The following is a 22,765-nucleotide window of genomic DNA, read 5'->3' on the forward strand; positions in this document are numbered from 1 at the left end:
ATCGTCTAGCGGCGTAGTTCGGGATGGTTGGACTCGGCGGCGAGCTCGAGCGCGCGATGCAGCAATGGCTCAACCATCTCGGCGATGCCGTCGAAGCCTTGGCCGACCGTCGCGCCACCTGCATGGCGGGCACGGATGCCCTCCAGGATCACGGCGACCTTGAAATCGGCGAAAATGGTGTACCAGTCGGTTTCTGGCCGCTCGATGCCACATCGGTCGGCGTACCGCCCGACCATCTCGCCACGGCTGGGGAAACCGTCGAGTGTGGCCAACCCCCGGGTGATGGGATTGGGCTCGGCCCCCGGGACGTCCCAGAAGCTCAGCATGATCCCGACGTCCGCGAGCGTGTCGCCGAGCGTCGCCATCTCCCAGTCGAGCAGCGCGACGATGCGGGCAGGGTCGCGCGCGGACACGAGCACGTTGTCGAGCTTGACGTCGCCATGGACGATTCCCGAACGGCGCGTCTCCGGAAGGGCACGACGCAGTTTTCCGAGCAGTATCGCCACCTCCGGCCTGTCCGCGCCTCGGGACGCCTCCCACTGGCGCGCCCAGCGGTCGAGCTGGCGCGCGAGGTAGCCATCCGGCCGCCCGAAGCCGCCGAGTCCTACTTCCGCGGGCTCTAGGCAATGAAGGTCGGCGAGAGTGTCGACAAGGGCGAAGCCCAGTTGCCGGCGTTCGTCCGGAGTGAGGGCAGAGGCCTGTTCCAGCGTCCCGACGGGGACGCCGTCGACCAGGCTCATCAGATAGAAGGGGGCCCCTATGACCGACGCGTCCTCGCAGAGGTGGACTGCCTCTGGGACCGGGACGGTACTGCCTGCAAGAGCCCGGATCACCGTGTACTCGCGCTTCATGTCGTGCGCGCTGGGCAGCAGGTGTCCGTACGGCGGCCGGCGCAGCACCCACACACGCTCGTCATCTGCGAGCCGGTAGGTCGGGTTGGAGCGGCCGCCGCCGATCAACGACGCCGTCAGGTCTCCTCGCAGCCCGCCGTCCAGCACGCGGTCCAGGTAGACGCTCAGCGCGCCGAGCCCTTGGACCAGCGGATCTTCGGTCACATCACCCACCCTCCAAGGCAACATAGTTCACGAAGTATCCTATGTGAACCAGATGTCGACATCCAGGGAGGCACTACATGCGCGTCGAAGGCATCAGCACACTGGTCACAGGCGGGGCGTCCGGCCTCGGCCTCGGTACGGCCACCCGGCTGGCGAAGGCCGGAGCCCGCGTGGTCATCGCCGACCTGCCCCGTTCACGCGGCGCGCAGGTCGCGGACGAACTCGGGGACAACGTGCGGTTCGTGCCCACGGACGTCACGTCGGAGCAGCAACTGCATGCCGCCATCGAGGTGGCCCGCGAGGCCGGCCCGCTCCGTGCTCTAGTGCACTGCGCCGGCATCGGCCACGCCATCCGTGTCGTCGGACGCGACGGCGAGCCGGGTGACCTTCCGGCATTCGAGCAGGTCGTCCGGGTCAACCTGATCGGTTCCTACAACGCGCTCCGCCTGGGCGCCGCCGCCATGGCGGCCGGAGAGCCGGTGGACGGCGAACGCGGCGCCATCGTGCTGACCGCGTCGGTGGCCGCGTTCGAGGGCCAGATCGGCCAGATCGCCTACACCGCCTCCAAGGCCGGCGTCGTCGGCATGACGATCGTGGCGGCCCGCGACCTGGCCTCCAAGCACATCCGGGTCAACACCATCGCACCCGGCCTGATGGACACGCCCCTGTTCGACTCGCTGCGCGACGACGTCAAGCAGTCACTGGCGGCGTCCATTCCGAACCCGCAGCGATTCGGGACAACCGACGAATACGCCCAGACCGCGCAGTTCCTTATCGAGAACGCCTACGTCAACGGCGAGACCATCCGGATCGACGGGGCCATCCGGATGGCCCCGCGCTGACACGGCTAAATGGCGTGCCCTGGACGCACCGAGGCACGTCCAGGGCACGTTAAAGTTCTCACGCAGCTCCAGGCTGCTCTGCGGAAGAAGCAGCGACATTGTCCGGTCAGGGCCCTGATATGCCCGGCGACCGCACGGACGGGCACGCCATTTTCATGGATGCCTCTATTGGCACCGTTATTCTACTCACGCTGAAGTGCCAGCCGAATGAGGAGCTCGTTAACCGCGACATGTGAAGGCCTATCCAGGGAGTAGAGGATCGCAGATGCCACGTCGTCAGCGGTGAGCACCTCGAACGAGCTGTAGTGCTCCTTGACTTGCTCCCGGACCCGGTCATGGGTGATGTGATCAGCGATCTCAGTGGTCACGATCCCGGGCTCGATGACCGTGACCCGAACTCCGTACTTGAGCGCCTCCTGCCGCAGCGCCTCGCTCTAGAGTCGCAAGGCATCGTGCATTGAACTGCGTGCGGAGACCGTACTCGCTCGTCTGGCCGGAGAAGTCCAGATATTCGGCATGATGCTTGAGATCAATGAAGAGTTGCTCTACAGATTCGATCTGCTCCAGAGCTACCTTCTTCAACTGCTCTGCAGGAGGAGACAAGTGACTCCTTCGCCAGTTGGGGGTGTGCACTAACGCAGTTGCTCAACCAGGCCCCCGGATACACCGAAGAGCGGTGGGCCCTGCGGGCAACCTCATGCCAGCGCGATGCCGCGTATCCGCGCGAGTCAGGCAGTTAGTCAGTCACCAAGATCAGAAGACCACTCCGCTGCAACTGGAGTGGCCCGTGACCTGGGTGGGCGATACTGGGTTCGAACCAGTGACCTCTTCGGTGTGAAGCAATCAAGGGAAGTCGATCTTGGTCGATTCGAGTCGGATGGGGAGCCTCTGACCTGCAAAAACTTCCTGGCAAAGTCGCTGCAAGTCGATGGGAGCCTGAAGGCGTTGGCTCCCGAAACTGGCTCCCGTGCGAGAAGCAGGGACAGCGCCAGCCTGCTCATACGAGCATGGCCCGACCGATCCTGAGTTCGTGGGTGATCCGTGGGTACGGATACACGGTGACGCACGTGACAGTATGTCGGCTGATGTTCGGTCGTCCATGACGATCTCCTCTGATGCGAAGGCGGCCGGGGGGTCGCATCATTGTTCGTGTCGGGGGACGCGCGATGTACCCGCAGTCGGCGGGGATTCGGCCATATTGCCCCGGCATGTGGCGGAGTGACCCGAGTAGTGGCGGGGTGACCCGAGTCGTTCGCTTACGATCGGCCGCCCCGGTGGCGGGCCGGTTCGGGTGGCCAGTCCACACCTACCACGCACGCCTCTTCGGCCACTCCCCCAGTTCCGAACGTGCTGGGCGCCTCCGGCATCTGCCGGCAGCTGGGCGGGCTCACCTCCGGCGTGGACGACACCGAGCCGGGCATCGAGACAGCACACGAGACACGGATCTTCTCAACTCAAGAGCAAATATCGCTAGATGAATATAAGGTGGCGGGATGACAGAGGAGAGCGCTCCGCCCTGTGTCGACCTGGAGACTCCGAGCCCGGCAAGGATCTACGATGTCTTCCTCGGCGGTAAGGACAACTTCGCCGTCGATCGCGCCGCCGCTCAGCTCGCTCTGCAGGCCGGTCCCGATATCCCGCTGGCCGCGCGTGAGAACCGAGCCTTTCTAGGGCGCGCCGTACGGTTCGCGATCGAGTCGGGGATCCGACAATTCATCGACGTCGGCACCGGGCTGCCGACGCAGGGCAGCGTCCACGAGATCGCACAGTCCCGCGCTCCTGAGGCGCGCACCGTCTATGTCGACAACGACCCGATCGTGCTGGCGCACGCGCGAGCGTTGCTTTCGCTGTCCGACACCACGACCGTGATCCAAGGGGATCTGCGTGAACCCCTAACCATCCTTGGTAATCCGCGCCTGCAGGAACTGATCGACTTCCGGCGGCCTGTCGCCGTTTTGATGCTCGCCGTGCTTCACTTCGCCACAGACGAGGAGGTACGGGACACGATCGCTGCGTTCCACGAGGCCATGGCCTCCGGGAGCCTACTGGTCATCTCCCACGGTACGCCGGACGGCCACCCCGAGGATGGCTCCTCCACCGAAGACGCGTGGCGCAACGCCTCGGCGCGAATCCGTGGCCGTAGCCGAGACGAAGTTCAAGCCATGTTCCGCGGCTTCGAGCTGCTGGAACCAGGCGTCGTCTGGGTGAGCCAGTGGCGACCCGACGACGGAGACGGCGCCGGCACTCGATGGGTGTACTGCGGCGTCGGACGCAAAGAGCGCGGAGCCTGAAGGGACCACCGGTTCTGCGCGGCTGTTCGGACGACGGCGACGCCACCGCGCGATTCCCGAAAGTCGTGCCTTCCCGCCCGACAGAGCGGGAAGGCACGATGACCGCGGGTGAACCGACGCACATCAGCAGAGGACGCCGCGCTGTGCCTCCCGTTTACGGTCACCGAGGCGGCATCTCGACGACCATGCCTCGGCACCGGAGGGTCCGCTTTTCGAGCCTCGCTGGACCTGCCGTCACGCGATGCCCGCTGACGGTTCCGAAAGATGCCCAGGGAGAGTGCGTGCGCTAGGAAGGTTGGTGCGACACGTTGCCGGGGAACGGCGCGGTCTGGATGGTGGTGACCACCTTGTGGGTGGCCACCGAGAAGACGCGGATGTTGCCCGGGCCTGTCTTCCAGGTGCCGGAGACCGCCTTCTCGGTGGCGGCCACGCCATCGTCATTGACCGTGTCCGGGCCGCCCTCGCTGACGTAGGCCAACTTCCCGTCGTTGGAGAAGGTCACCGTCAGCCCCATGCCACTGGTCGGCACGACCGTGGACGAGTAGTCGGCCAGAGAGATCACCGCGACCCCGCCGATGCCCAGCGTCACCCAGGCCTGCGTGCCGTCAGGGGTGATGGTGACGTACTCGGGGGCGCTCTTGGCCCCGTGGTCGATCGTGGCCAGTCGGGCACCGGTAGCGATATTCGTGGCGGTCGTCGTCCCGTCGTAGTTGGACGAGAGGAGGGTGCGCCCGTCGGGCGTGACCGCCAGCCATTCGGGCAGATGCCCGGTCGAAAGCGTGTCGAGCCGATTCCCGGCCGTGTCGAAGACGTACACGTCATCGACGCCGGCGACGTACACCCGCCTTCCGTCGGGGCTGAGCGTCAGCGCGAACGAGTCCTTCACCGGCCAGGTGCGCACGACCGTGTTCGAGCTGGTGTCGATCACGTACACCGTCGTGTCCCGGCCGGTCGCGCCGAGCCCCTGGTAGCCCACCTCGTACAGGTAGCGGCCATCGCGGCTCATCGCACCCAGCACCGGCCCGTTGACGTTGACCGACTTGTCGATCTGCCGGGTGCAGGCATTGAGCACCTCGACGGTGCCGCCGCCCCAGTTGTCGATGTAGACGGTCTTGCCGTCCTTGGAGACGTAGCTGTTGGATGGGCCGTTCAGCCCGGAGATCGATCCGGTCGCCTTCAGCCGCGTGAGGTCCAGCTCGTACAGGTAGCCGCCGAAGCCGGTCGAGTATCCAGTCGAGGCCAGCTGACTCGCCGGCGGGCACGCCGGCGTGATCTGTGCGGATGTCGCGACGGTGGTCCTCGTTGACGCTGCCGCGGTGGCCGTGCCCGCTCCGGCCAGCGCCAGGGCGGCCGAGACCGCCGCAACCGACCGTTTCCCGATCTTGCGCACGTGATCCTCCGATCACCGAAGTTGACGTCGGCAGGGCAGAGCCGAGGAGCGTTTCGACCACTCGTTTCTCATGGGCTTCATGACGCGGCAGGCCGGACGAGACGTACGCTCGCCGATCGCGCCTGCGGCGGAGATGGTCCCGGAGGGTGCTGGTCATCCTCGTCGTGCCGACGCCGTGTGCCAGGGAAGCTAAGCCTGCGACTCCGATGTGTCAATGGAGTCAGCGCCCCCGTCCGACCGTTCTGGCGCCCTCGCATGCAGCCTGACCTGGAAGAACGAATCCAAATAAAAAGATAGACAGTTGAATGATTGAGTTATATTGTCCAGATCCTGAGCGTCGCCGAGGGAGGCCTCGTGTCCGGTTCAGAAGATGGCGGGCCATCCGCGCACACGACACGGCCGATTCGAAGCCGGCCTGCTGCTGGTCGCGGCCGAGAAGCCGCCTCGGGCACACCGCGACCGTCGGGGGCAGGCACCATGACACTCCGCCACTGAGCCGGTCCGTGATGAGGTGAGGTGTATGCGCTACAACGAGTTCGGATTCTTCGAGGACAACGCTCGGGAGGCAGGACTGCCTTGGACGGGACGCCCGGCGGTGCGGCGAGAGTTCGTCGATGTCGGTGCCGGCCAGCGCGTGAGCGCCCTGATCTGGGGTGATGGGGCGCCCCGCACCGTGCTGCTGCACGGCGGTGCGCAGAACGCGCACACATGGGACACCGTCGCCTTGGCTCTCAACCGCCCGCTGATCGCCATCGACCTGCCGGGGCATGGACACTCCGATTGGCGCGAGGACCGGGATTACTGGCCCGTCCGCAACGCCGAGGCGATCGCCACGGTCATCGAACGCCTCGCTCCAGAGGCCGAAATGGTCGTAGGCATGTCGCTGGGCGGCCTTACGGCGATCCGCCTGGCGGCGCGGCACCCTGCGCTAGTGCGGAAGCTCGTCGTGGTGGACGTGACACCGGGCGTCAACCTGGAGAAGGCCGCGCCCATCGCGGCGTTCGTCGACGGCCCCGAGACGTTCGCTTCCCTGGATGAACTGCTGGAACGGACGATCCGCTTCAACCCGAGCAGGTCGGTCAGCTCGCTGCGCAGGGGGATCATGCACAACGCCGGTCGTCGCGAGGACGGCACGTGGCAGTGGCGGTACGACCGCCTCCGGCCTCCGGGAGACCGCCTCGCCTTCGAGGGACTCTGGGACGACCTCGCGGCGGTGAAGGTGCCGACGATGCTGGTCCGGGGCTCGCTTTCCGGCGTCGTCTCCCCCGACGACGTCGATCAGTTCTCGCGCCGCGTCCCTCATGCACGAGTCGAGACCGTGGAGGGCGCGGGCCACTCGGTCCAAGGTGACAGGCCTGTTGAGCTGGCACGTCTGCTCGATGCCTTCGCCTGACGGCGGAGAGCACGGTGGTCCAACGGATGAGGCACCGCCCCACGTCGTCATGCGCCGAAACGACACCTGGCCTAAATATAGATTAATCATTTAACCTAAGCTGAGGGTCATGCATCAGCTCAAGGGCTTCGGCCCGGCAGTCGGAGCGGACGGTGAGCTGCTCGTTTCCGATCACGAGCACGTCCGCGTCCTCACCATCAACCGACCGCATGCCCTGAACGCGATCACGACCGTTCTGGGCGACCGGCTTGGAGACGCCCTGAGTGCGGCGGACGCCGATCCGCACGTGCGGGCCATCGTCATCACCGGATCCGGTGAGCGCGCCTTCTGCGCCGGCGGTGATCTGAAGGAGATCGACGCGAGCAGCACTCGGTCCGGCCGCGGGGTGCGCGTCGTGACACGGCTGGTGCAGCAGCGAATAGCCACCCCGGTCATCGCGGCGGTCAACGGACTCGCCTACGGCGGGGGCTTGGAGCTGATGCTGGGTTGCGACCTCGTCGTCAGTGCCTCCCATGCCCGGTTCGCCCTTCCCGAAGTGAAACGCGGCCTGCTCGCCAGCGGCGGAGGCCTGGTCCGTCTGCAGGACGTCGTAGGGCAGCGGCGTGCTCTGCAGATGCTGCTGACCGGAGAGCCGATCGACGCGCCGACCGCCCATGAATGGGGCCTGGTCAACACGCTTGCCCCGCAGGGGGAGGTGCTCGCGACCGCTCTACGCCTGGCGTCGATCATCGCGGAGAACGCCCCGCTCTCGGTTCGCATGAGCAAGGCCGCGGTCTACGAGACGGCCCGCTTGCCTGAAGCTGAGGCGTGGGCGCTGACCGCGTCATACCATGCCCGGCTCATCAAGAGCGACGACGCCGTGGAAGGACCGCGCGCGTTCGCCGAGAAGCGTCCGCCGCGCTGGTCAGAGCGGTGAGGCACGATCCCCCACGCTCAGCTGGTTCGGGTGTTCGACCAGACGGCGGCATTGGTCGCGGAGATACGGAGGAAGCATGAACGGGCACGACCAGGTGGCCATCGTCACCGGCGGGACGCGCGGGATCGGTGCCGCCATCACCCGCCTCCTGGCCGCCGACGGCATGCATGTCGTGGCGGTCTTCGCGAAGGACGATGAGGCGGCCCGAAGGCTCGCCGAGGAACTGGCGGACGACGGCGCTTCGATATCCGTGCACCGAGGAGATGTGGGCGATCGCGGCTTCTGCTTCGGCCTGGTCCGCGAAGTCCTGTCCCTCCATGGCCGCGTCGATCATCTGGTGAACAACGCCGGATTCCTGGTGGAGAACAAGGCGAGGGACATGACGCCCCAGGAATGGGACGAGGCGCTGAGGGTCAATCTCACTGGCCCCTTCAACCTGGCTCAGGCCGTTCTCGCCCCGATGACCGAACGCCGTTTCGGCCGCATCGTCAACGTCGGCAGTGTGACGGCCACGATGGGCAACCCGATGGAGGCCGGGTATGCCGCGGCCAAGGCCGGGCTTCTCGGTTTGACGCGTTCGCTGGCACGATCGGCGGCCCGCAAGGGCGTGACCGTGAACCTGGTGGTCCCCGGCGTCTTCGAGACCGATATGACCAATGCCATGGACTCCGCCGACCAGGAGACCATTCGGTCGATGATCCCGCTGGGACGGCGCGGGGACCCGGCGGAACTGGCCCACGCTGTGCGGTTCCTCCTCGACGAGCGCGCCGCCTACATCACCGGCTCGGTGATCACTGTGGACGGTGGGCTGAGCATGGGCGCCTGACCGGCTCCCGGAGAAGTGGACGTTCGAGGAGGCAGCATGGAGAACGAGATCACGGTGGGCGTGCGCGTTCCGCACGGATTGTTCAGTGATACCGCGGCCTTGCGGGACTTCGTGGCCGGCGCCGAGGAAGCGGGAATCGATCGGCTCTGCGTCGGCGACCACGTGACCTTCAAGGGCGGCCAAGGCTTCGACGGCCTCGTGCACGCCACCGCGCTGGCGGCGGTGTCCACCCGGATCACGATCCAGACGGCCGTCTACCTGCTCCCGCTGCGCCATCCCGTCCCGGTCGCACGCCAGGTCGCGTCCCTGGCAGAGTTCGCTCCGGGGCGTGTGGTGTTCGGTGTCGGCGTCGGGGGCGAGGACCCTGCGGAGTACCGTGCCTGCGGCGTGGATCCCCGGTCACGGGGGCGGCGGATGAACGAGTCACTCGGCGTGGTCCGAGCGCTGCTCAACGGAGCGGAGGTGACGGCGTCCGGGGAGTTCTTTCCGCTGGAGGACGTCTGCATCCGTCCGATCCCGTCGAAGCCCGTGCCGATCGTGGTCGGGGGCCGTTCGGAGGCCGCACTGCGCCGCGTCGCCCTCCACGCGGATGGCTGGCTCGCCTTGTGGGTCAGCCCTGAACGATATGCAAAGGCGTGCACCCAGATCGAAAAGTTGGCGGCGGCCGATGGGCCCCGCGCTGACGGCTGGCGGCACGGCATGCACGTCTGGTGCGGGTTCGACCGTTCTCCGGAACAAGCACGCAGCGCGCTGGCCGGCAGCATGGAGCAGATCTACCGGACTCCCTTCGAGAAGTTCGAACGCTATACCCCGTACGGGACGGCCGAGGATGTGGCGGGCGCCCTGCGAGGGTACGTGCGGGCGGGATGCCGGTCGTTCAACCTGATCCCGGGAGACGCCGGCGCGCAGGAGACCATCGAGGGCGCCCGCAGCGTCCGCAAGCTGCTCAACGGCCAGGCACTGGCCGGATAGCGAACAGGCGTTGAGGGTCTCCCGACCAGGGAGGTCCTCAACGCCTGCGGCGACGCGAGGGGATCAGTCCCGGCAGGACCGTGATGGCTCGTTCCGGGCACTGACGGGCGCCGTCGTGCGCCTGCCCTCTTGGATGATGAGAGCAACGCTTTGCGCGGTCGGAACGTCAGCCGAGGAGGGTCCTGCCGCCGCACAGCATCAGCGTCGCGCCGGTGAGGTACGCCATGTCGTCGGAGGCCAGTGACACGACCGCGCGTCCGATGTCGCCCTCCGGGTCGCCCATGCGGCCGAGGGGTATCTGCGCGATGATGCGGGCGAAGCGGTCCGGGTCCGCGTCGCGGAACTCCTCGGCAGCCGGGCTGAGGGCCGCGGGACAGATCGCGTTGACGCGGATGCCGAACGGTCCCCACTCGCGTGCCGCCACCCGCGTCAGTCCCCTGATCGCCTCTTTCGCCATCGCGTAGGAGCCGAACCCGCGTTCGCCCTCCACCGCCGCCGAGGAGCCGAAGTTCACCACGCTCCCCGCGGACTTCCGCAGGTGCGGCAGCGCGGCGCGCATCGCGTGGAAGGTGGCGAGCGGACCGGTGCGGTAGGCAAGGTCGACGTCGTCGTCATCGGTGTCCGCCAGCAGCCGCTGCACCGACGACTGGGCGTTGTTGACCAGCACGTCCAGCCGGCCGAAGGTCTCGGCGCACGACTGGACCATGCGCTCGATGTCCGCGCGCAGCCCGACGTCCCCGACCACGCAGTGCACCCGGGCGCCACGGGCCTCGATCTCGGTGGCGACCGCATGCAGCTTGCTCTCCGTACGGCCGGTGATGGTGATGGCCGCCCCTTCGGCGGCCAGGGCCAGCGCGACTCCGCGTCCCACGCCCTGACCGGCGCCCGTCACCAGGGCGACCTTGCCGGCGAGACGGCCTCCACGCTGGCGGCTCTCCCCCGTTGCGGCCAGCGCCTCCTCCGGAGCGCTCACTCGCCCTTCCCCAGTCCCTCGAAGCGCGGTGGCCGCCGTTCGATGAAGCTGCGCACGCCCTCCCGGTAGTCCGGCCCCTTCCGGGCCTCCTTGAGGAGGGCGCGGGCATCCTGGTTGCCTTCTGCGAAGCTGCGCGCCTGATCGTCGCGGAGCTGCCTCTTGATCAGCGACATGGCGTACGGGCTGCACTGGCGCGCGAGCCTGCCCGCGTACTCCACGGCCGCGGGCAGGAGCTCCTCCGGCTCCAGCAGGCGGTTCACCAGACCCATCTCCAGCGCCTCCGTACCGGTCACGGGACGGGAGGACAGGAGCAGATCGCTCGCGTTCCCGAACCCCACGACGCGCGGGAGGATCCATGCCACCCCGTCCTCGGCGACGAGGCCCCGCTGGCTGAATGCCGCGGCGAACTTCGCGTTCGGCACCGCGAACCGCACGTCCGACATCAGCGCCTGGTTGAACCCGATGCCCGCGCACGCCCCGTTCACCGCGGCGATCACGGGTTTGGGCAGGTCGACGGGGCGGGTGCGCGGCGGCAGCTGGTCGGTCGGATACGGCTTGGCGCCGGACGAGGCCGCGTCCAGCACCGCCATGTCCATGCCGGGGCAGAAGCTGCGGCCGGCCCCGGTGATGACGACCGCCCGCACTCGCGGATCGGTCTCCGCCTGCTCGAAGAGCTCGTTGTAGAGCAGCTCCATCTCCAGGGTCCACGCGTTGTGGCGGCCTGGACGGTTGAGGGTGAGCACGAGCACCCCGTCGTCGGTGCGCTCGCTGAGGATCACCGGCTCGCCGGAGGCGACCGGGGCGGCCTCCGCGCCGGCGTTCGGTGTCGCCGGGTCTTCGGTCGACGTCGTCATGGTTCAGGCCACCCCTTCGAGCCGCACCGCGGCGGTTCCGCTCACCACTTCGGTGCCGTCCTGGCGGACGGTCCGGACGGACAGCTCCGCCAGGGAGCCGCCCTCATCTGTCGTGATCTCCTCGACGGTCGCGGTCGCGGTGAGCGTGTCCCCGGGCCAGACCTGCGCCTTGAATCGGACGCCGAAGCGCAGGAGGGAGTCCCTGCCGAACCAGTCGGTGAGGAGGCGGCCGGTCAGGCCCATGGTCAGCATCCCGTGAGCGAACACCCCGGGATATCCCGCGATCCCGGTCGCGAACTCGTGGTCGGTGTGAAGCGGGTTGTAGTCTCCCGAGGCACCCGCGTACTGGACGATCTGAGTCCGCTTGAGGTCCTCGACGACGACGCGCTCCCGCGACTCGCCGACCTTGATCTCGTCGCTGCGAACGGGCATCAGCCGTTCCCTCCGTTGTCCTCGGCGTCCGAGGCGGGCCCGGACGCTTCCGCCAGCACGCCGACCGAGCGGGCCGTCACCACGAGGTCGCCCGCGGCGTCCCGGTACTCGGTGATCGTTTCGCTGAACCGCAGGAGCCCGGCGCGGCCGGTCTTCTCCCACGAACGGCCCGGCCGGCTCTCCGCCGACAGGATGTCGCCGACGCGCACCGGCCGGTGGTACTCGAAATGCTGCTCCGCGTGAAGACCGCCCGAGCCTTCGAGCGCCTCGCCGGGCCCGGCGCCGGAGCCGAACCACTTCTGGCCGGGCTTGGGCCGCAGGGGATAGTCGTCGTCGAACTGGGCGGCGGCCATCGTGAAGGTGGGCGGGGCCGCCGCACGGCCCTCCGGGTCGGCGAGCTCGGCCTGGTAGGCCGCGTCGTCGTCTCCGATGGCACGTGCGAACATCAGCACGTGCCCGGCTTCGACCGGGAACCTCGGCACCGGCATGGACATCGTCCTTTCAGTGGGATCTGCGAGTCGCCGCAGAATCGGGTCGGCTTCGGGCATCAGGCGGACGAGGCGCCCAGCTCCCCGACGACTTCGTCGGTGTGCTCGCCCAGAGCGGGGGCCGCGGACCGCGGCTTGCCGTCCACGTCCCAGAAGGCCACGGGTGTGGCGGGAGTGCGCAGGGGCGGCGTCCCGGCCATGCCGGGCTGCTCGACGAAGGCTCCGACGGCCTCCGCCTGCGGGTCGGTGATGATCTCCGGCAGCGTCCGGACGGGCGCCCACCACACTCCTGCGGCATCGAAGTTCGCCGCCCATTCCGCCATCGGGCGCGAGGCGAACTCGCGGTCGAGGATCTCGATCAGTTCCCGCGTGTTGCGGCGGCGGGCCCGGGCCGTGGCGAAACGCTCGTCGTCTTCGAGGTCCTCGCGGCCGAGCGCCTTGAGCAGGCCCGGCCAATGCCGGTCGCCTTCCAGGCCGACGAGCCAGAACCAGCGGTCGTCGCCTGCGCGGTAGCAGTTGTACAGGGGAGTTTCGTGCTCGGTGCGCGGGCGCGTCCGGCCTCGTTTGCCGAAGAAGTTCTGGATGGCGAGGTCGTTCGCGATCGCGTAGGTCCCGGACCGGAGCAGCGAGACGTCCACCACGCCGCCCTCTCCCGTCCGCTCCCTGCGCAGGAGGGCGGCGAGAACGCCGGCGACCAGGTTGGCCGCCGCCGCGCGGTCGCCCATGCCCGGACGGATGGCGGGCGGGGCCTCCCCCGCCGGATTCAGCATCGAGGCGATTCCGGAACTCGCCCAAAACGCCGAGACGTCGTATCCGGCCCGGTCCCTGTCGGGGCCGGACCAGCCGTACCCCGTGAGCGTCCCTATGACCAGCCGGGAGTGGCGCGAGCGCACCGTCGCCGGGTCGAGCCCGAGTCGTTCCAGGGCCGCGGGGCGCATGTTGGTCACGAAGACGTCGGCGGTCTCCAGCAGCCGGTCCATGACGCGCCGCCCCTCGTCCTGCCGGAGGTCGAGGACGACGCCGCGCTTGCCGCGGTTGTCGGTCTCGAAGGGGGGTGCCGCCTCCGTGTCCTGCCCCACGTGCCGGAGGGTGTAGCGGAAGGGGTCGCCGCGCGGCGGCTCCACTTTGATCACGTCCGCGCCCCAGTCGGCGAGCATCGCCGCGGCGGCCGGGGCCGCGACCCAGGTGCCGAGCTCCACGACGCGGTATCCCTCGAGCGGCCGCAACCGAACCTCCATCGACGCAGTGACTCTGAATGATTTAGCTATATACACTAATCTAACGCCAATGCTCAGGGCCACCCCTCAGGGGCGCCCCTCTCCTCACCCGAGCCCGGAGGCCGGCCGATGCGTCGCACGATCTTCAGCGAAGAGCACGAACTCTTCCGTCAGACCGCCCGAACGTTCTTCGAACGCGAGTGCGCCCCCCATGTCGACGACTGGGAGCGCGCCGGCCAGGTGAGCCGGGACGCCTGGGCGGCGGCCGGCAAGGCCGGGTTGATCGGCTGGGAGTTCCCCGAGGAGCACGGAGGGCAGGGTGTCCGGGACTTCCGGTACAACGCGATCATGGCCGAGGAGATGGCCTCGACCGGCTCGGTCGGCATCGGCCTCGGTCTGCAGAACGACGTCATCCCCCCGTACTTGGGCGGGCTGACCACCGATGAGCAGAAGGCCCGCTGGCTACCGGGCGTCGTCGCCGGGGAGACCATCTGCGCCCTCGCCCTGTCCGAGCCCGGCGCGGGCTCGGACCTGAAGAACATCCGCACCACCGCACGCCGCGACGGCGACGAGTGGGTGATCGACGGATCGAAAACCTTCATCACCAACGGGATCCTCGCCGACCTGGTCGTCGTCGCCTGCAAGACCGACCCAGAGGCGGGCCACAAGGGCATCAGCCTGATCGTCGTCGAGCGGGGGGCCGACGGCTTCGAGCGGGGCCGCAAGCTGGACAAGATCGGCATGATGGCCCAGGACACCGCCGAGCTGTTCTTCCGCGGCGTCCGGGTCCCCGCGGAGAACCTGATCGGACAGGAGGGGCGCGGTTTCTACCACATGATGGGCAACCTCCCCACCGAGCGGCTGGCGATCGCGGTGTCGTCCCTCGCCGCCGCCGAGCGCGCCTTCGCGATCACTCTCCAGTACGCCGGCGAGCGGACCGCGTTCGGCCGGCCGATCGGGAACTTCCAGGCCAACAGGTTCGCCCTCGCCGACGCCCGCGCGAAGCTGAACGCCGCGCGAGGGTACGTCGACGGCTGCATCATGGCGCTGGTCGAGGGGCACCTGACGGCGGACGACGCCGCCGCGGCGAAGTACTGGACATCGGAGACCGCATGGGGGGTGATCGACCGCTGCATGCAGCTCTTCGGCGGCTACGGCTACGTCAACGAGTACGAGATCGCCCGCATCTGGCGGGACAACCGCGTCCAGCGGGTCTACGGCGGGACCTCCGAGATCATGCAGGAGATCGTCGGCCGTTCCCTGGGGCTGTGACGGCGATGACTCCGACCACCCCCGCCCCGCTCGCGGCCGCGCACCGACCGGCCGACACCGCCGCCCCTCTCTGGGAGATCACCGTCGGTGAACTCCTCCGCGACCTGGCGGGCAGGCATCCCCAGCGCGCGGCGCTCATGTGGCCCGAGGGAGACCGGATCGCCCAGATGACGTGGGCCGAACTCCTGGCGGGAGCGGAGCGCGCCGCCGGCCTCGTCCTCTCCCTCCTCTCCCCCGGTGAGCCGCTCGCCGTCTGGGCCCCGAACTCACCGGACTGGGTGGTGCTCGAGTACGGAGCCGCTCTGGCCGCCACTCCCCTGGTGCCGGTCAACCCCAATCTCACCGACGCCGAGGCCGCGTACCAGCTCCGCCAATCGGGGGCGCGGCTGATCATCGCGGCGGACGAGCACCGCGGCAGGCCACTGCGCGACCGCGCGATCGAACTCGCGGGCGAGCATGCCGAGCCCTGCCCCGTACTCGGCATGGACGCCTGGCGGACGGCCGCACGGCCCGATCCCTCGTCGTTGCCACTGCCCGCTCCCGAGTCCCCCTTCCTTCTCCAGTACACCTCGGGGACGACCGGCCTGCCGAAGGCCGCCGTGCTCAGTCATCTGGCCTGCGTGAACAGCGGCCGCTTCGGCATGAAGAAACTGCACGAGCCCGGAACGGCCGAGGTCTATTGCACGCCGCTGCCGCTCCATCACGTCGGCGCCTCGGTCTGCGCCGTGCTCACCGCCGCATCGGTGGGCGCCACCCTGGTGCTCGCGCCCGCCTTCGACGCCGCGAGCGTGCTGGAGCTCGCCGAGAGGTCGAAGACCACGATCCTCGGACTCGTGCCGACGATGATGACCGACATCCTGGCGAGCCCCGATCTGCGCACCCGGGACCTGAGCAGCCTCCGCGTCGTCTGCGGTGGCGGATCGACGGTGCCGCCGGAGCTGATAAGGCGCTTCGAGACCAGCCTGGGCGTCCAGTTGAGCATCGCCTACGGCCAGTCCGAGAGTCCCTATGCGACGTCCACCGACCTGTCCGACAGCGACGTCGTCAAGGCGGAGACGCTCGGCCGGCCCTGTGCCCATCGCGAAGTGCGCATCGAACGCCTCGGCGGAGGGACGGCCGGCATCGGCGAGCACGGAGAGCTGCTGATCCGCTCGCCGCTCAACATGACCGCGTACCACGATCGACCCGACGAGACCGCGCAGGCCATCGATGCGGACGGCTGGCTCCACACCGGCGACATCTGCAGCATGGACGAGGACGGCGTCCTGCGCATTCACGGCCGGAGCAAGGAAGTGATCATCCGCGGCGGGGAGAACATCTACCCGCGCGAAGTCGAAGAGGCCCTTCTCACGCATCCATCGATCGCGGACGTGGCCGTCCTGGGGCTTCCCGACGAACGCCTCGGGGAGATCGTGGCGGCCTTCGTCCGGTGCGCCGCCGGCGCCACCGCCGACCCGTCGGATCTGGAGGATTTCGCCCGCGCCCGGCTTGCTTCGTACAAGGTTCCGCGGGTCTGGCATTTCGTGGATCAGTTCCCGCTGACCGCCTCGGGGAAGATCCGCAAGCACGTCCTTCGCGAGGGGCTGTCAGAGGCAGCGGGCTAGAGAGCCGTCTTCATGCCGGCGCCCGAAAAGCGCACGGGACCGGCCGGCTGTGCCCGGTCCCGTGCGCGGTGACGTGCCGCTGAGCGGTTCAGCAGAGGTCCGCGGCAAGGTCGGCGACCCCGGCCAGCAGAGCCGTCCCCCAGGACGTCTGGTCGTACCCGGACAGCGGATAACCGTTGCAAAGCCACGCGAAGGACAGCCCGCTCTCCGGATCCATGAACGCGAGCTGGTAGGCGGCGCCGCTGTTGCCGTACAGAGCGGCCGAACCGGTCGCGGGAAGGTTGCTGCCGGCATCGGGGCCGGCCACTGTGACGAAGAGGCCCATCCCGGTGCGCTTGTCCGAGCCGCCGTAGAGCCCATCGCCAGCAGGCCGTTCCGCGAAGCGCATCCTCCTGCCCTCGGCGACCGCACCGGCGGGCCACAGGTCGGAGTGCTCCATGGCCTGGAAGAAGAGGGCCACGTCCGCCGCGGTCCCGACCAGAGCGTGGCTGGGTTCGCCCGCGGCCAGCACCTCCGGGTTCGACAGGTACCAGGGGCCCCACGGGTCGACCTCGTCCTCCTCGCTCCTGCGGTCGGTCGCGATCATCGGCGCCACGCTCTCCGCCTGGCGCTCGACCGGAACACCGAGCTCGATGCTCGACAACCCCAGGGGCCGCACGATCCGCTCGTCCAGGTACCGCGCGAAGGGCAGGCCCGTCCGCCGCTCGACGAGCTCGGCGATCAACCAGGCGGCGGAGGTGAGGTGGAACTGAAACCGCGTCCCCGGCGGGTGGTCCAAGCGCCATCTGCCGAAGGCGGCAAGGCGCTCCCGCCGATCGCACATCTTGGGATATCCGAGGGGCGCAAACGGGAATCCGGCGGTGTGCGTGAGCACGTGCTCGACCGTCACCGTCTCCTTACCGTTGGGGGCGAACTCGGGAATGATCTCCGCGATCCGCTCGTCCAGGCGGAGCAGGCCCTCGCCGAGCAGCTTCCACGCCGCGCCCGCGACCACCGAGCGCCCGACGGACTGCAGGATGTACCTGGTCCCGGGGTCGGCGTCGCCGACGGTCTCGAAGGCGATGAGGCGGCCGTCCTTGGCGACGGCGACCTGCGCCGAGGGCAGCGGCCCGTCCTCGACCGCCAGCCTCACCCGGCGCAGGAGCGTCTCCAGCTTGGCCGGATCCACCCCCGCCGTCCCTGCGTCGGCGAGCGACCGATCGGTCACGTATCCCATCGACCTACCTCCTTCGCGGTCGCTTGCGGACCGGCGTTGCGGTGTGCGTTCTCAGTAGCTGCGCAGGCCCATGCTGCGCGCGATGCCGTTGCGCTGGATCTGGCTGGTGCCGCCCGAGATGGTGGCGACGATCGACTCCCGGTACCGGAAGCTCATGACGCTCTCGGTGGAGAACCCGTGGCCGGCGCACACCTGCATGCCGAGGCGGGCGGCGGCCACGTAGGTCTCCGACCCCTTGAGCTTCGCCATGGAGCCCTCGCGGGTGCACGGCTTGCCCTGCGCCAGCAGCCAGGCCGCCCGGTAGGCGAGCAGGCGCGCCGAGTCGATCTCGGTCTGGAGGTCGGCCATGGCGTGGGCGAGCGACTGGAAGTTGCCGATCGGGCGCCCGAAGGCGTGCCGGTCGCGCGCGAACGCCAGCATCTCGTCCAGGGTCGCCTGTGCGGCACCCAGGTAGCCGCCGGTGATGATGACCTTCTCCAGTTCGATGTTGGACAGCATCACCTTCCAGCCCTCGTCCTGGGGGCCGACGAGGTTCTCCTTGGGCACCACGACGTCGTTGAGGAACACCTCGTTGGTGCCGAGGATGTGCCGCGCCAGCGTCGGCGTGCGCCGGACCTCCACGCCCTCGGTGGACGGGTCGATCAGCAGCAGGCTGATGCCGCCGTGCTTGGGTTCGCGCGGCCCCGTGCGCACGTAGGTCGCGATCGTCGTGTCGGGCAGCCCGGCGCCCGTGCACCAGGCCTTCTGGCCGTTGACGAGGAAGTGGCCGCCCTGGTCGTCGGCCTGCGTGCGCAGCGCGGCGGCGTCCGACCCGCTGTCGGGCTCGCTGAGCCCGACGGCGAGGCGGTGCCGTCCGGTCATGACGCGCTCGCGGATGAACGCGCGCTGGGTCTCGTTGCCCCAGCGGAACACGGTGAGCCCGGGGATGAGGACGCCGATGTAGCACATCGCGATGTCGAAGCTCGCCCTGCCCAGCTCCTCGGCGATGACGATCAGCTCGACGGGCCCGCCGCCGTCCCCGCCCTCGTCCTCGCGGAACGGCAGTGCGAACCAGCCCAGCTCGGCCATGCCCTCGAAGAGCTCGGGAGGCACCGTGGAGTGCTCGTCCCATTCCTTGGCGCGTTCGGCCGGGCACACGTCCGCGACGAACTGCCGTGCCGTCTCACGCAGCATCTCCTGCTCGTCTGTCAGGGCGAAGTCCACGAGCGCTCCCGATCTAGAATATGGCTTATTTAGTTAGATTATTTACTGGATCCGGCTCCCAGCGCAAGCGGAGGAGGCCTTACCTTGCCGGCGTGCCCCATGTCACGCCCGGCCGCCCATGGCGCCGGCGTTGGGCGCGGCCTTCGCCACCAGCGCGGGCACGACGCCGGTGAGCGCCGCGGGGGCCCACCGCTCGCCGGAGTCCGCGGCCGGACCGTTGACCCAGCCCTCCAGGACGGTGATCCGGTTGCCCATCGCGGCGAAGACCCGGCCCGTCACGTCCTTGGACGCCGCGGACCCCAGCCAGACCACCAGCGGGGAGATCGCCTCCGGGCTCAGGTCCGCGGTCTCGGCCGCCTGCCGCATCATCTCGATGTCCTCGGTGAGCCGGGTCATCGCCGTCGGCGCCACGGCGTTCACCGTGACGCCGTACCGCGCGAGTTCGGCGGCGGCGATGATGGTCATGCTCGCGATGCCGGCCTTGGCCGCACCGTAGTTCGTCTGCCCCACGCTCCCGAACAAGCCCGAGGGCGAGGTCGTGTTGATGACCCGGGCGTCCACGGACAGGCCCTTCTTCGCCTGCTCGCGCCAGTACGCCGCCGCATGGTGCAGGGTCGCGAACGTGCCCTTCAGGTGCACGGCGATCACGCTGTCCCAGTCCCGCTCGGTCATCGAGAAGACCATGCGGTCCCGCAGGATGCCGGCGTTGTTGACGAGGACGTCGAGGCCGCCGAACTCCTCCACGGCCTGCCGCACCAGGCGGCCGGCTCCGTCCCAGGACGAGATGTCATCGGTGTTGGCGACCGCGGCGCCGCCGGCGGCGACGATCTCGTCGGCCACCCGCTGGGCCGGACCGCCCGACGCGCCGTCGCCGTCGCGGCCGGACCCCAGATCGTTGACGACGACCTTGGCGCCCTCCGCGGCGAACGCCAGCGCGTGCGCGCGCCCCAGGCCGTTGCCGGCTCCGGTGATGACCACGACGCGCCCGTCGCACAGTTTCTCGGACATATCAGGCTCCTTCATCGGTGATGTCGCTCGAAGTCAAGGGCTCAGGGACGCGCCGTCAGCCGCCCGACCGACGGATCGTCCTGCCAGAAGCTCACCCAGGACGGGAAGTGCGCGGGCAGCGCGGGAGACGGCGCTCCGTCCCAGGACCCGAAATCCACGGCCTGCGGCCTCTCGGTCACGTCGGCGGCGTACCAGTGCTTCTCGCGCCGGCGGGAGAAGAACCATTCACCGTCGATGCGGACGTAGTCGTCGAGGTAGCAGATCGCCATCACGATCCACCGGTCCCCCACCTCGTGCTCGGCCCGGCAGTACACGACCCCGGTGGCGTGGTCGCGGTCGACGAACTCGATGCGGTGACCGCAGATCTGGTGGATCGACCGGTAGAACCCCCGGACGAGCGGCTCGATATGGCCGCGCAGGGCTTCGCGGCCGGCACCGTGCCGGCCCATGTCGACGTCCGGGCGAAAACATGCCGCCCAGGCGTCCAGATCGCGCGAATCGACCGCGATCGCATAGCGGATGGGCAGCTGGCCGATGGCCAGATGGGATTCGATCCGGTCGAGCCGGTCGTCCACGGCGTCTCTATCGGGCACTGGTGACATCCCTCGGTCGGCTTCCGACATGACCCCCCGTTGACACGTCGCCCGATGATCGCTTATTGGACTCACTGGTAGTCTTGTTTGAGCTTGGCGAAATCATCTGACTGAACATCTGTTCTTGTGGGGGTGTGGGCGTTGGCAGAGGTGGCGCGTTCGGTGACCGGACCGGCTCCGGCTCTCGCGGCGAGGGCGGGCGCCGGTGCGCGGGCACGGGTGGGCCGCCAGGTGCGCGTGCCCAAGACGGCGGAACTGGTGGCCGGAGCCCTGCGCAGGCAGATCGTGCGGGGCGAGCTGGAACAGGGCGCCGCGCTGCCGTCGGAATCGGCGTTGATGGAGGAGTTCGGCGTCTCCCGGCCGACGCTCCGCGAGGCGTTCCGCGTGCTGGAGTCGGAATCGCTGATCACGGTGCGCCGGGGCGTGCACGGGGGCGCCCGGGTGAGCGCGCCCGACCCCGAGGTGGCCGCGCGGTACGCGGGGCTGATCCTGGAGTACAAGGACACGACGCTGGGCGACGTCTTCCGGGCGAGCGCGATCATCGAGCCGGCGTGCGTGCGGTCGCTCGCGGAGCGGCCGTCCCAGGCCGTCGTGAAGCAGCTGCGCGAAGCGGTGGAAGCCGAGAAGGCGGCGCTGGACGACCCCGACGCGCTCGTCGAGGCGCAGGACCGCTTCCACGCGCTGGTCGTGGAACTGACCGGGAACCAGACCCTGATCCTGCTGGCGGGCATGCTGCGGTACATCGTCGACCGGGCCAACGCGGCGCACGTGGCGGAGGAGGGCGACAACCCCGAGCACACCGCGCAGGCCCGCAAGGGGCACCGGGCCCACGTGCGGCTGGTCAACCTGATCGAGGCCGGGAAGGCGGAGGAGGCGGTCAAGCTGTGGCACCGGCACATCACCGCCGCCGACGACGTCGTCAACGCCGCCGGCCCGAAGACCCTGCTGGAGCTCCTCGACTGACGCGCCGGAGCCCGCGGGCGCGGTGACGGGCGCGCCCGTCACCGTACCGCTCCCCACTCCGCTCACGCGGGCCTCGGGTCCTTCGGCAGCCCGAGCACCTTCTCGCCGATGATGTTGCGCTGGATCTCGCTCGCCCCTCCGTAGATCGTCTCGGCGAGCGAGAGCAGGAACGAGCGCTGCCGGTTGTCGAGCGCGTAGCCGTCGCCGACGATCTGGCCGCTCGCCCCCGCGATCTCCATCGCGACGTGGCCCATCGTCTGGTGCCGCGTCGAGGCGTAGAGCTTGGCCGTCGTGGCCTGGGCCCCGGGCGTGCGCCCCTGCAGCAGCTCGGCGACGGTGCGCAGGTTGGTGGTGCGCATGATCCGCACCGACATCCAGGCGTCCAGGACGGCCCGGCGGTGCATCGGGTCGGCGAGCGCGCCCCGCTCGCGCGCCAGGTCGAGCAGGGCGTCCATCTCGCGCTCGAAGGTGAGCTGCAGCGGCAGGAGCGTCGCTCCCCGTTCGATGCCGAGCGTCCCCATCGCGGTGCGCCAGCCCTGGCCGACCTCTCCGACCACCAGGTCCGCGCGCGTCCTGGCGTTGGTGAAGAAGACCTCGGCGAACTCGTCCTGGCGGGCGAGGGAGCGGATGGGCCTGATCTCCACGCCCGGCTGGTCGGCCGGGACCAGGAGCATGCTCAGGCCCTTGTGCCGCTGGGAGTCCGGATCGGTCCGGGCGAGGACGTAGAGCCAGTCCGCGTGCATGCCGAAGGTCGTCCAGACCTTCTGCCCGTTGATCACCCACTCGTCGCCGTCGCGTTCGGCCCTGGTGCGCACGGCGGCCAGGTCGGACCCGGCGCCCGGTTCGCTGAAGCCCTGGCCCCACAGCTCCTCGACGGCCAGGATGCGCGGCAGGAAGCGCCGCTTCTGCTCCTCGCTGCCCATCGCCACGAGCATGGGGCCGAGCAGGTCCAGACCGTTGCCGGTGGCGCGGAAGGGCGCACCCGCCCGCGCGTACTCGTACTCGAAGACGATCTCTTCCAGCAGCCCGAGGCCCCGGCCGCCGTACTCGACGGGCCAGCCGAGACCGAGCCAGCCGCCGGCCGACAGCTCCTTGTCCCAGGCGAGCCGGACCTCCCACGCCTCCCCGTCGGTCGGCCCGCCGACGCCGCGGTGCTCGGCGAACTCGCCGACGAGGTGCTCGGCGAGCCAGGTGCGGACCTCCTCCCGGAAGTCGGCGACCCCCGGTCCGAACTGAAGTTCCATCACGGTTTCCTCC

At 69.2% G+C, this 22,765-nt stretch carries 22 protein-coding genes; 9 read left to right on the top strand and 13 right to left on the bottom strand.

The genetic code is table 11. The annotated features are described in order from the left end of the window. Nucleotides 1-5: 5 nt before the first annotated feature. Complete coding sequence (locus F8568_RS10925; protein WP_328600815.1) at nucleotides 6-1,055, bottom strand: phosphotransferase family protein; 1,050 nt, start codon at nucleotides 1,053-1,055, stop codon at nucleotides 6-8. Between the two features lie 77 nt (nucleotides 1,056-1,132). Between F8568_RS10925 and F8568_RS10930 the strand changes: the two genes are divergently transcribed. Continuing rightward, a complete protein-coding gene (locus tag F8568_RS10930; protein ID WP_151593417.1) occupies nucleotides 1,133-1,897 on the top strand; it encodes an SDR family NAD(P)-dependent oxidoreductase in 765 nt (254 codons plus the stop codon). 182 nt (nucleotides 1,898-2,079) lie between these two features. Here F8568_RS10930 and F8568_RS10935 read toward each other — a convergent pair whose 3' ends face one another. After that, a complete protein-coding gene (locus F8568_RS10935; protein ID WP_151593418.1) occupies nucleotides 2,080-2,265 on the bottom strand; it encodes a Rossmann-fold NAD(P)-binding domain-containing protein in 186 nt (61 codons plus the stop codon). A gap of 1,125 nt (nucleotides 2,266-3,390) precedes the next feature. Between F8568_RS10935 and F8568_RS10940 the strand changes: the two genes are divergently transcribed. Beyond that, the gene (locus tag F8568_RS10940) at nucleotides 3,391-4,188 is read left to right on the top strand and encodes an SAM-dependent methyltransferase (RefSeq protein WP_151593419.1); all 798 of its coding nucleotides are present in this window, start codon (nucleotides 3,391-3,393) and stop codon (nucleotides 4,186-4,188) included. A 286-nt stretch (nucleotides 4,189-4,474) separates the two neighbouring features. Here F8568_RS10940 and F8568_RS10945 read toward each other — a convergent pair whose 3' ends face one another. Beyond that, nucleotides 4,475-5,578, bottom strand: a complete 1,104-nt coding sequence (locus F8568_RS10945) for a YncE family protein (RefSeq protein WP_151593420.1) — start codon at nucleotides 5,576-5,578, stop codon at nucleotides 4,475-4,477. A 520-nt stretch (nucleotides 5,579-6,098) separates the two neighbouring features. On the opposite strand from F8568_RS10945, the gene F8568_RS10950 reads away from it, so the two are divergent. From F8568_RS10950 to F8568_RS10965, 4 genes are all read left to right on the top strand, one after another. After that, nucleotides 6,099-6,971 (top strand): alpha/beta fold hydrolase, encoded by an 873-nt coding sequence (locus F8568_RS10950; RefSeq protein ID WP_151593421.1) that lies wholly within the window; start codon nucleotides 6,099-6,101, stop codon nucleotides 6,969-6,971. 109 nt (nucleotides 6,972-7,080) lie between these two features. Then, a complete protein-coding gene (locus F8568_RS10955; protein WP_151593422.1) occupies nucleotides 7,081-7,887 on the top strand; it encodes an enoyl-CoA hydratase/isomerase family protein in 807 nt (268 codons plus the stop codon). 76 nt (nucleotides 7,888-7,963) lie between these two features. After that, nucleotides 7,964-8,713, top strand: coding sequence for an SDR family NAD(P)-dependent oxidoreductase (locus F8568_RS10960; protein ID WP_151593423.1), 750 nt, complete (start codon nucleotides 7,964-7,966; stop codon nucleotides 8,711-8,713). A 36-nt stretch (nucleotides 8,714-8,749) separates the two neighbouring features. Continuing rightward, a complete protein-coding gene (locus F8568_RS10965) occupies nucleotides 8,750-9,685 on the top strand; it encodes an LLM class flavin-dependent oxidoreductase (RefSeq protein ID WP_151593424.1) in 936 nt (311 codons plus the stop codon). A gap of 166 nt (nucleotides 9,686-9,851) precedes the next feature. Here F8568_RS10965 and F8568_RS10970 read toward each other — a convergent pair whose 3' ends face one another. The 5 genes from F8568_RS10970 to F8568_RS10990 are packed head-to-tail and all read right to left on the bottom strand — an operon-like array spanning nucleotide 9,852 to nucleotide 13,658. Beyond that, nucleotides 9,852-10,658 (bottom strand): SDR family NAD(P)-dependent oxidoreductase, encoded by an 807-nt coding sequence (locus tag F8568_RS10970; protein ID WP_202124784.1) that lies wholly within the window; start codon nucleotides 10,656-10,658, stop codon nucleotides 9,852-9,854. Then, nucleotides 10,655-11,512, bottom strand: a complete 858-nt coding sequence (locus tag F8568_RS10975) for an enoyl-CoA hydratase-related protein (protein WP_151593425.1) — start codon at nucleotides 11,510-11,512, stop codon at nucleotides 10,655-10,657. The genes F8568_RS10970 and F8568_RS10975 overlap by 4 nt, the downstream gene beginning before the upstream one ends. Before the next feature lie 3 nt (nucleotides 11,513-11,515). Then, complete coding sequence (locus F8568_RS10980) at nucleotides 11,516-11,944, bottom strand: MaoC family dehydratase (RefSeq protein ID WP_151593426.1); 429 nt, start codon at nucleotides 11,942-11,944, stop codon at nucleotides 11,516-11,518. Further along, complete coding sequence (locus F8568_RS10985; protein ID WP_151593427.1) at nucleotides 11,944-12,432, bottom strand: FAS1-like dehydratase domain-containing protein; 489 nt, start codon at nucleotides 12,430-12,432, stop codon at nucleotides 11,944-11,946. Before F8568_RS10985 ends, F8568_RS10980 begins: the two co-directional genes overlap by 1 nt. Before the next feature lie 59 nt (nucleotides 12,433-12,491). Next, the gene (locus F8568_RS10990; RefSeq protein ID WP_202124785.1) at nucleotides 12,492-13,658 is read right to left on the bottom strand and encodes a CaiB/BaiF CoA transferase family protein; all 1,167 of its coding nucleotides are present in this window, start codon (nucleotides 13,656-13,658) and stop codon (nucleotides 12,492-12,494) included. Nucleotides 13,659-13,778: 120 nt separating this feature from the next. Between F8568_RS10990 and F8568_RS10995 the strand changes: the two genes are divergently transcribed. Together F8568_RS10995 and F8568_RS11000 are read left to right on the top strand one after the other, a co-directional pair. Continuing rightward, nucleotides 13,779-14,921 (top strand): acyl-CoA dehydrogenase family protein, encoded by a 1,143-nt coding sequence (locus tag F8568_RS10995; RefSeq protein ID WP_151593429.1) that lies wholly within the window; start codon nucleotides 13,779-13,781, stop codon nucleotides 14,919-14,921. Between the two features lie 5 nt (nucleotides 14,922-14,926). Continuing rightward, nucleotides 14,927-16,525, top strand: a complete 1,599-nt coding sequence (locus F8568_RS11000; RefSeq protein WP_268896225.1) for a class I adenylate-forming enzyme family protein — start codon at nucleotides 14,927-14,929, stop codon at nucleotides 16,523-16,525. Nucleotides 16,526-16,613: 88 nt separating this feature from the next. On the opposite strand, the gene F8568_RS11005 is transcribed toward F8568_RS11000, so the two are convergent. The 4 genes from F8568_RS11005 to F8568_RS11020 all read right to left on the bottom strand — a co-directional run bounded on the left by F8568_RS11005 (nucleotide 16,614) and on the right by F8568_RS11020 (nucleotide 20,545). Then, on the bottom strand, nucleotides 16,614-17,741 hold the full coding sequence (locus F8568_RS11005; protein WP_151593431.1) for a serine hydrolase domain-containing protein: 1,128 nt from the start codon (nucleotides 17,739-17,741) through the stop codon (nucleotides 16,614-16,616). 51 nt (nucleotides 17,742-17,792) lie between these two features. Then, entirely contained in the window at nucleotides 17,793-18,944 is a 1,152-nt protein-coding gene (locus tag F8568_RS11010; protein WP_151593432.1) for an acyl-CoA dehydrogenase family protein, read from the bottom strand. 102 nt (nucleotides 18,945-19,046) lie between these two features. Beyond that, nucleotides 19,047-19,952, bottom strand: coding sequence for an SDR family oxidoreductase (locus F8568_RS11015; RefSeq protein WP_151593433.1), 906 nt, complete (start codon nucleotides 19,950-19,952; stop codon nucleotides 19,047-19,049). Between the two features lie 41 nt (nucleotides 19,953-19,993). Further along, nucleotides 19,994-20,545 carry a nuclear transport factor 2 family protein gene (locus tag F8568_RS11020; RefSeq protein ID WP_202124786.1) on the bottom strand — a complete coding sequence of 184 codons (552 nt, stop codon included), beginning with the start codon at nucleotides 20,543-20,545 and terminating at the stop codon, nucleotides 19,994-19,996. A gap of 237 nt (nucleotides 20,546-20,782) precedes the next feature. On the opposite strand from F8568_RS11020, the gene F8568_RS11025 reads away from it, so the two are divergent. Next, entirely contained in the window at nucleotides 20,783-21,508 is a 726-nt protein-coding gene (locus F8568_RS11025; RefSeq protein ID WP_202124787.1) for a FadR/GntR family transcriptional regulator, read from the top strand. A 62-nt stretch (nucleotides 21,509-21,570) separates the two neighbouring features. On the opposite strand, the gene F8568_RS11030 is transcribed toward F8568_RS11025, so the two are convergent. Next, nucleotides 21,571-22,752: an acyl-CoA dehydrogenase family protein gene (locus tag F8568_RS11030; RefSeq protein ID WP_151593434.1), complete on the bottom strand. Its 1,182-nt coding sequence runs from the start codon at nucleotides 22,750-22,752 to the stop codon at nucleotides 21,571-21,573. Between the last annotated feature and the right edge of the window lie 13 nt (nucleotides 22,753-22,765).

The sequence above is a fragment of the Actinomadura physcomitrii genome (assembly GCF_008923205.2).
Lineage (GTDB): Bacteria > Actinomycetota > Actinomycetes > Streptosporangiales > Streptosporangiaceae > Spirillospora > Spirillospora physcomitrii.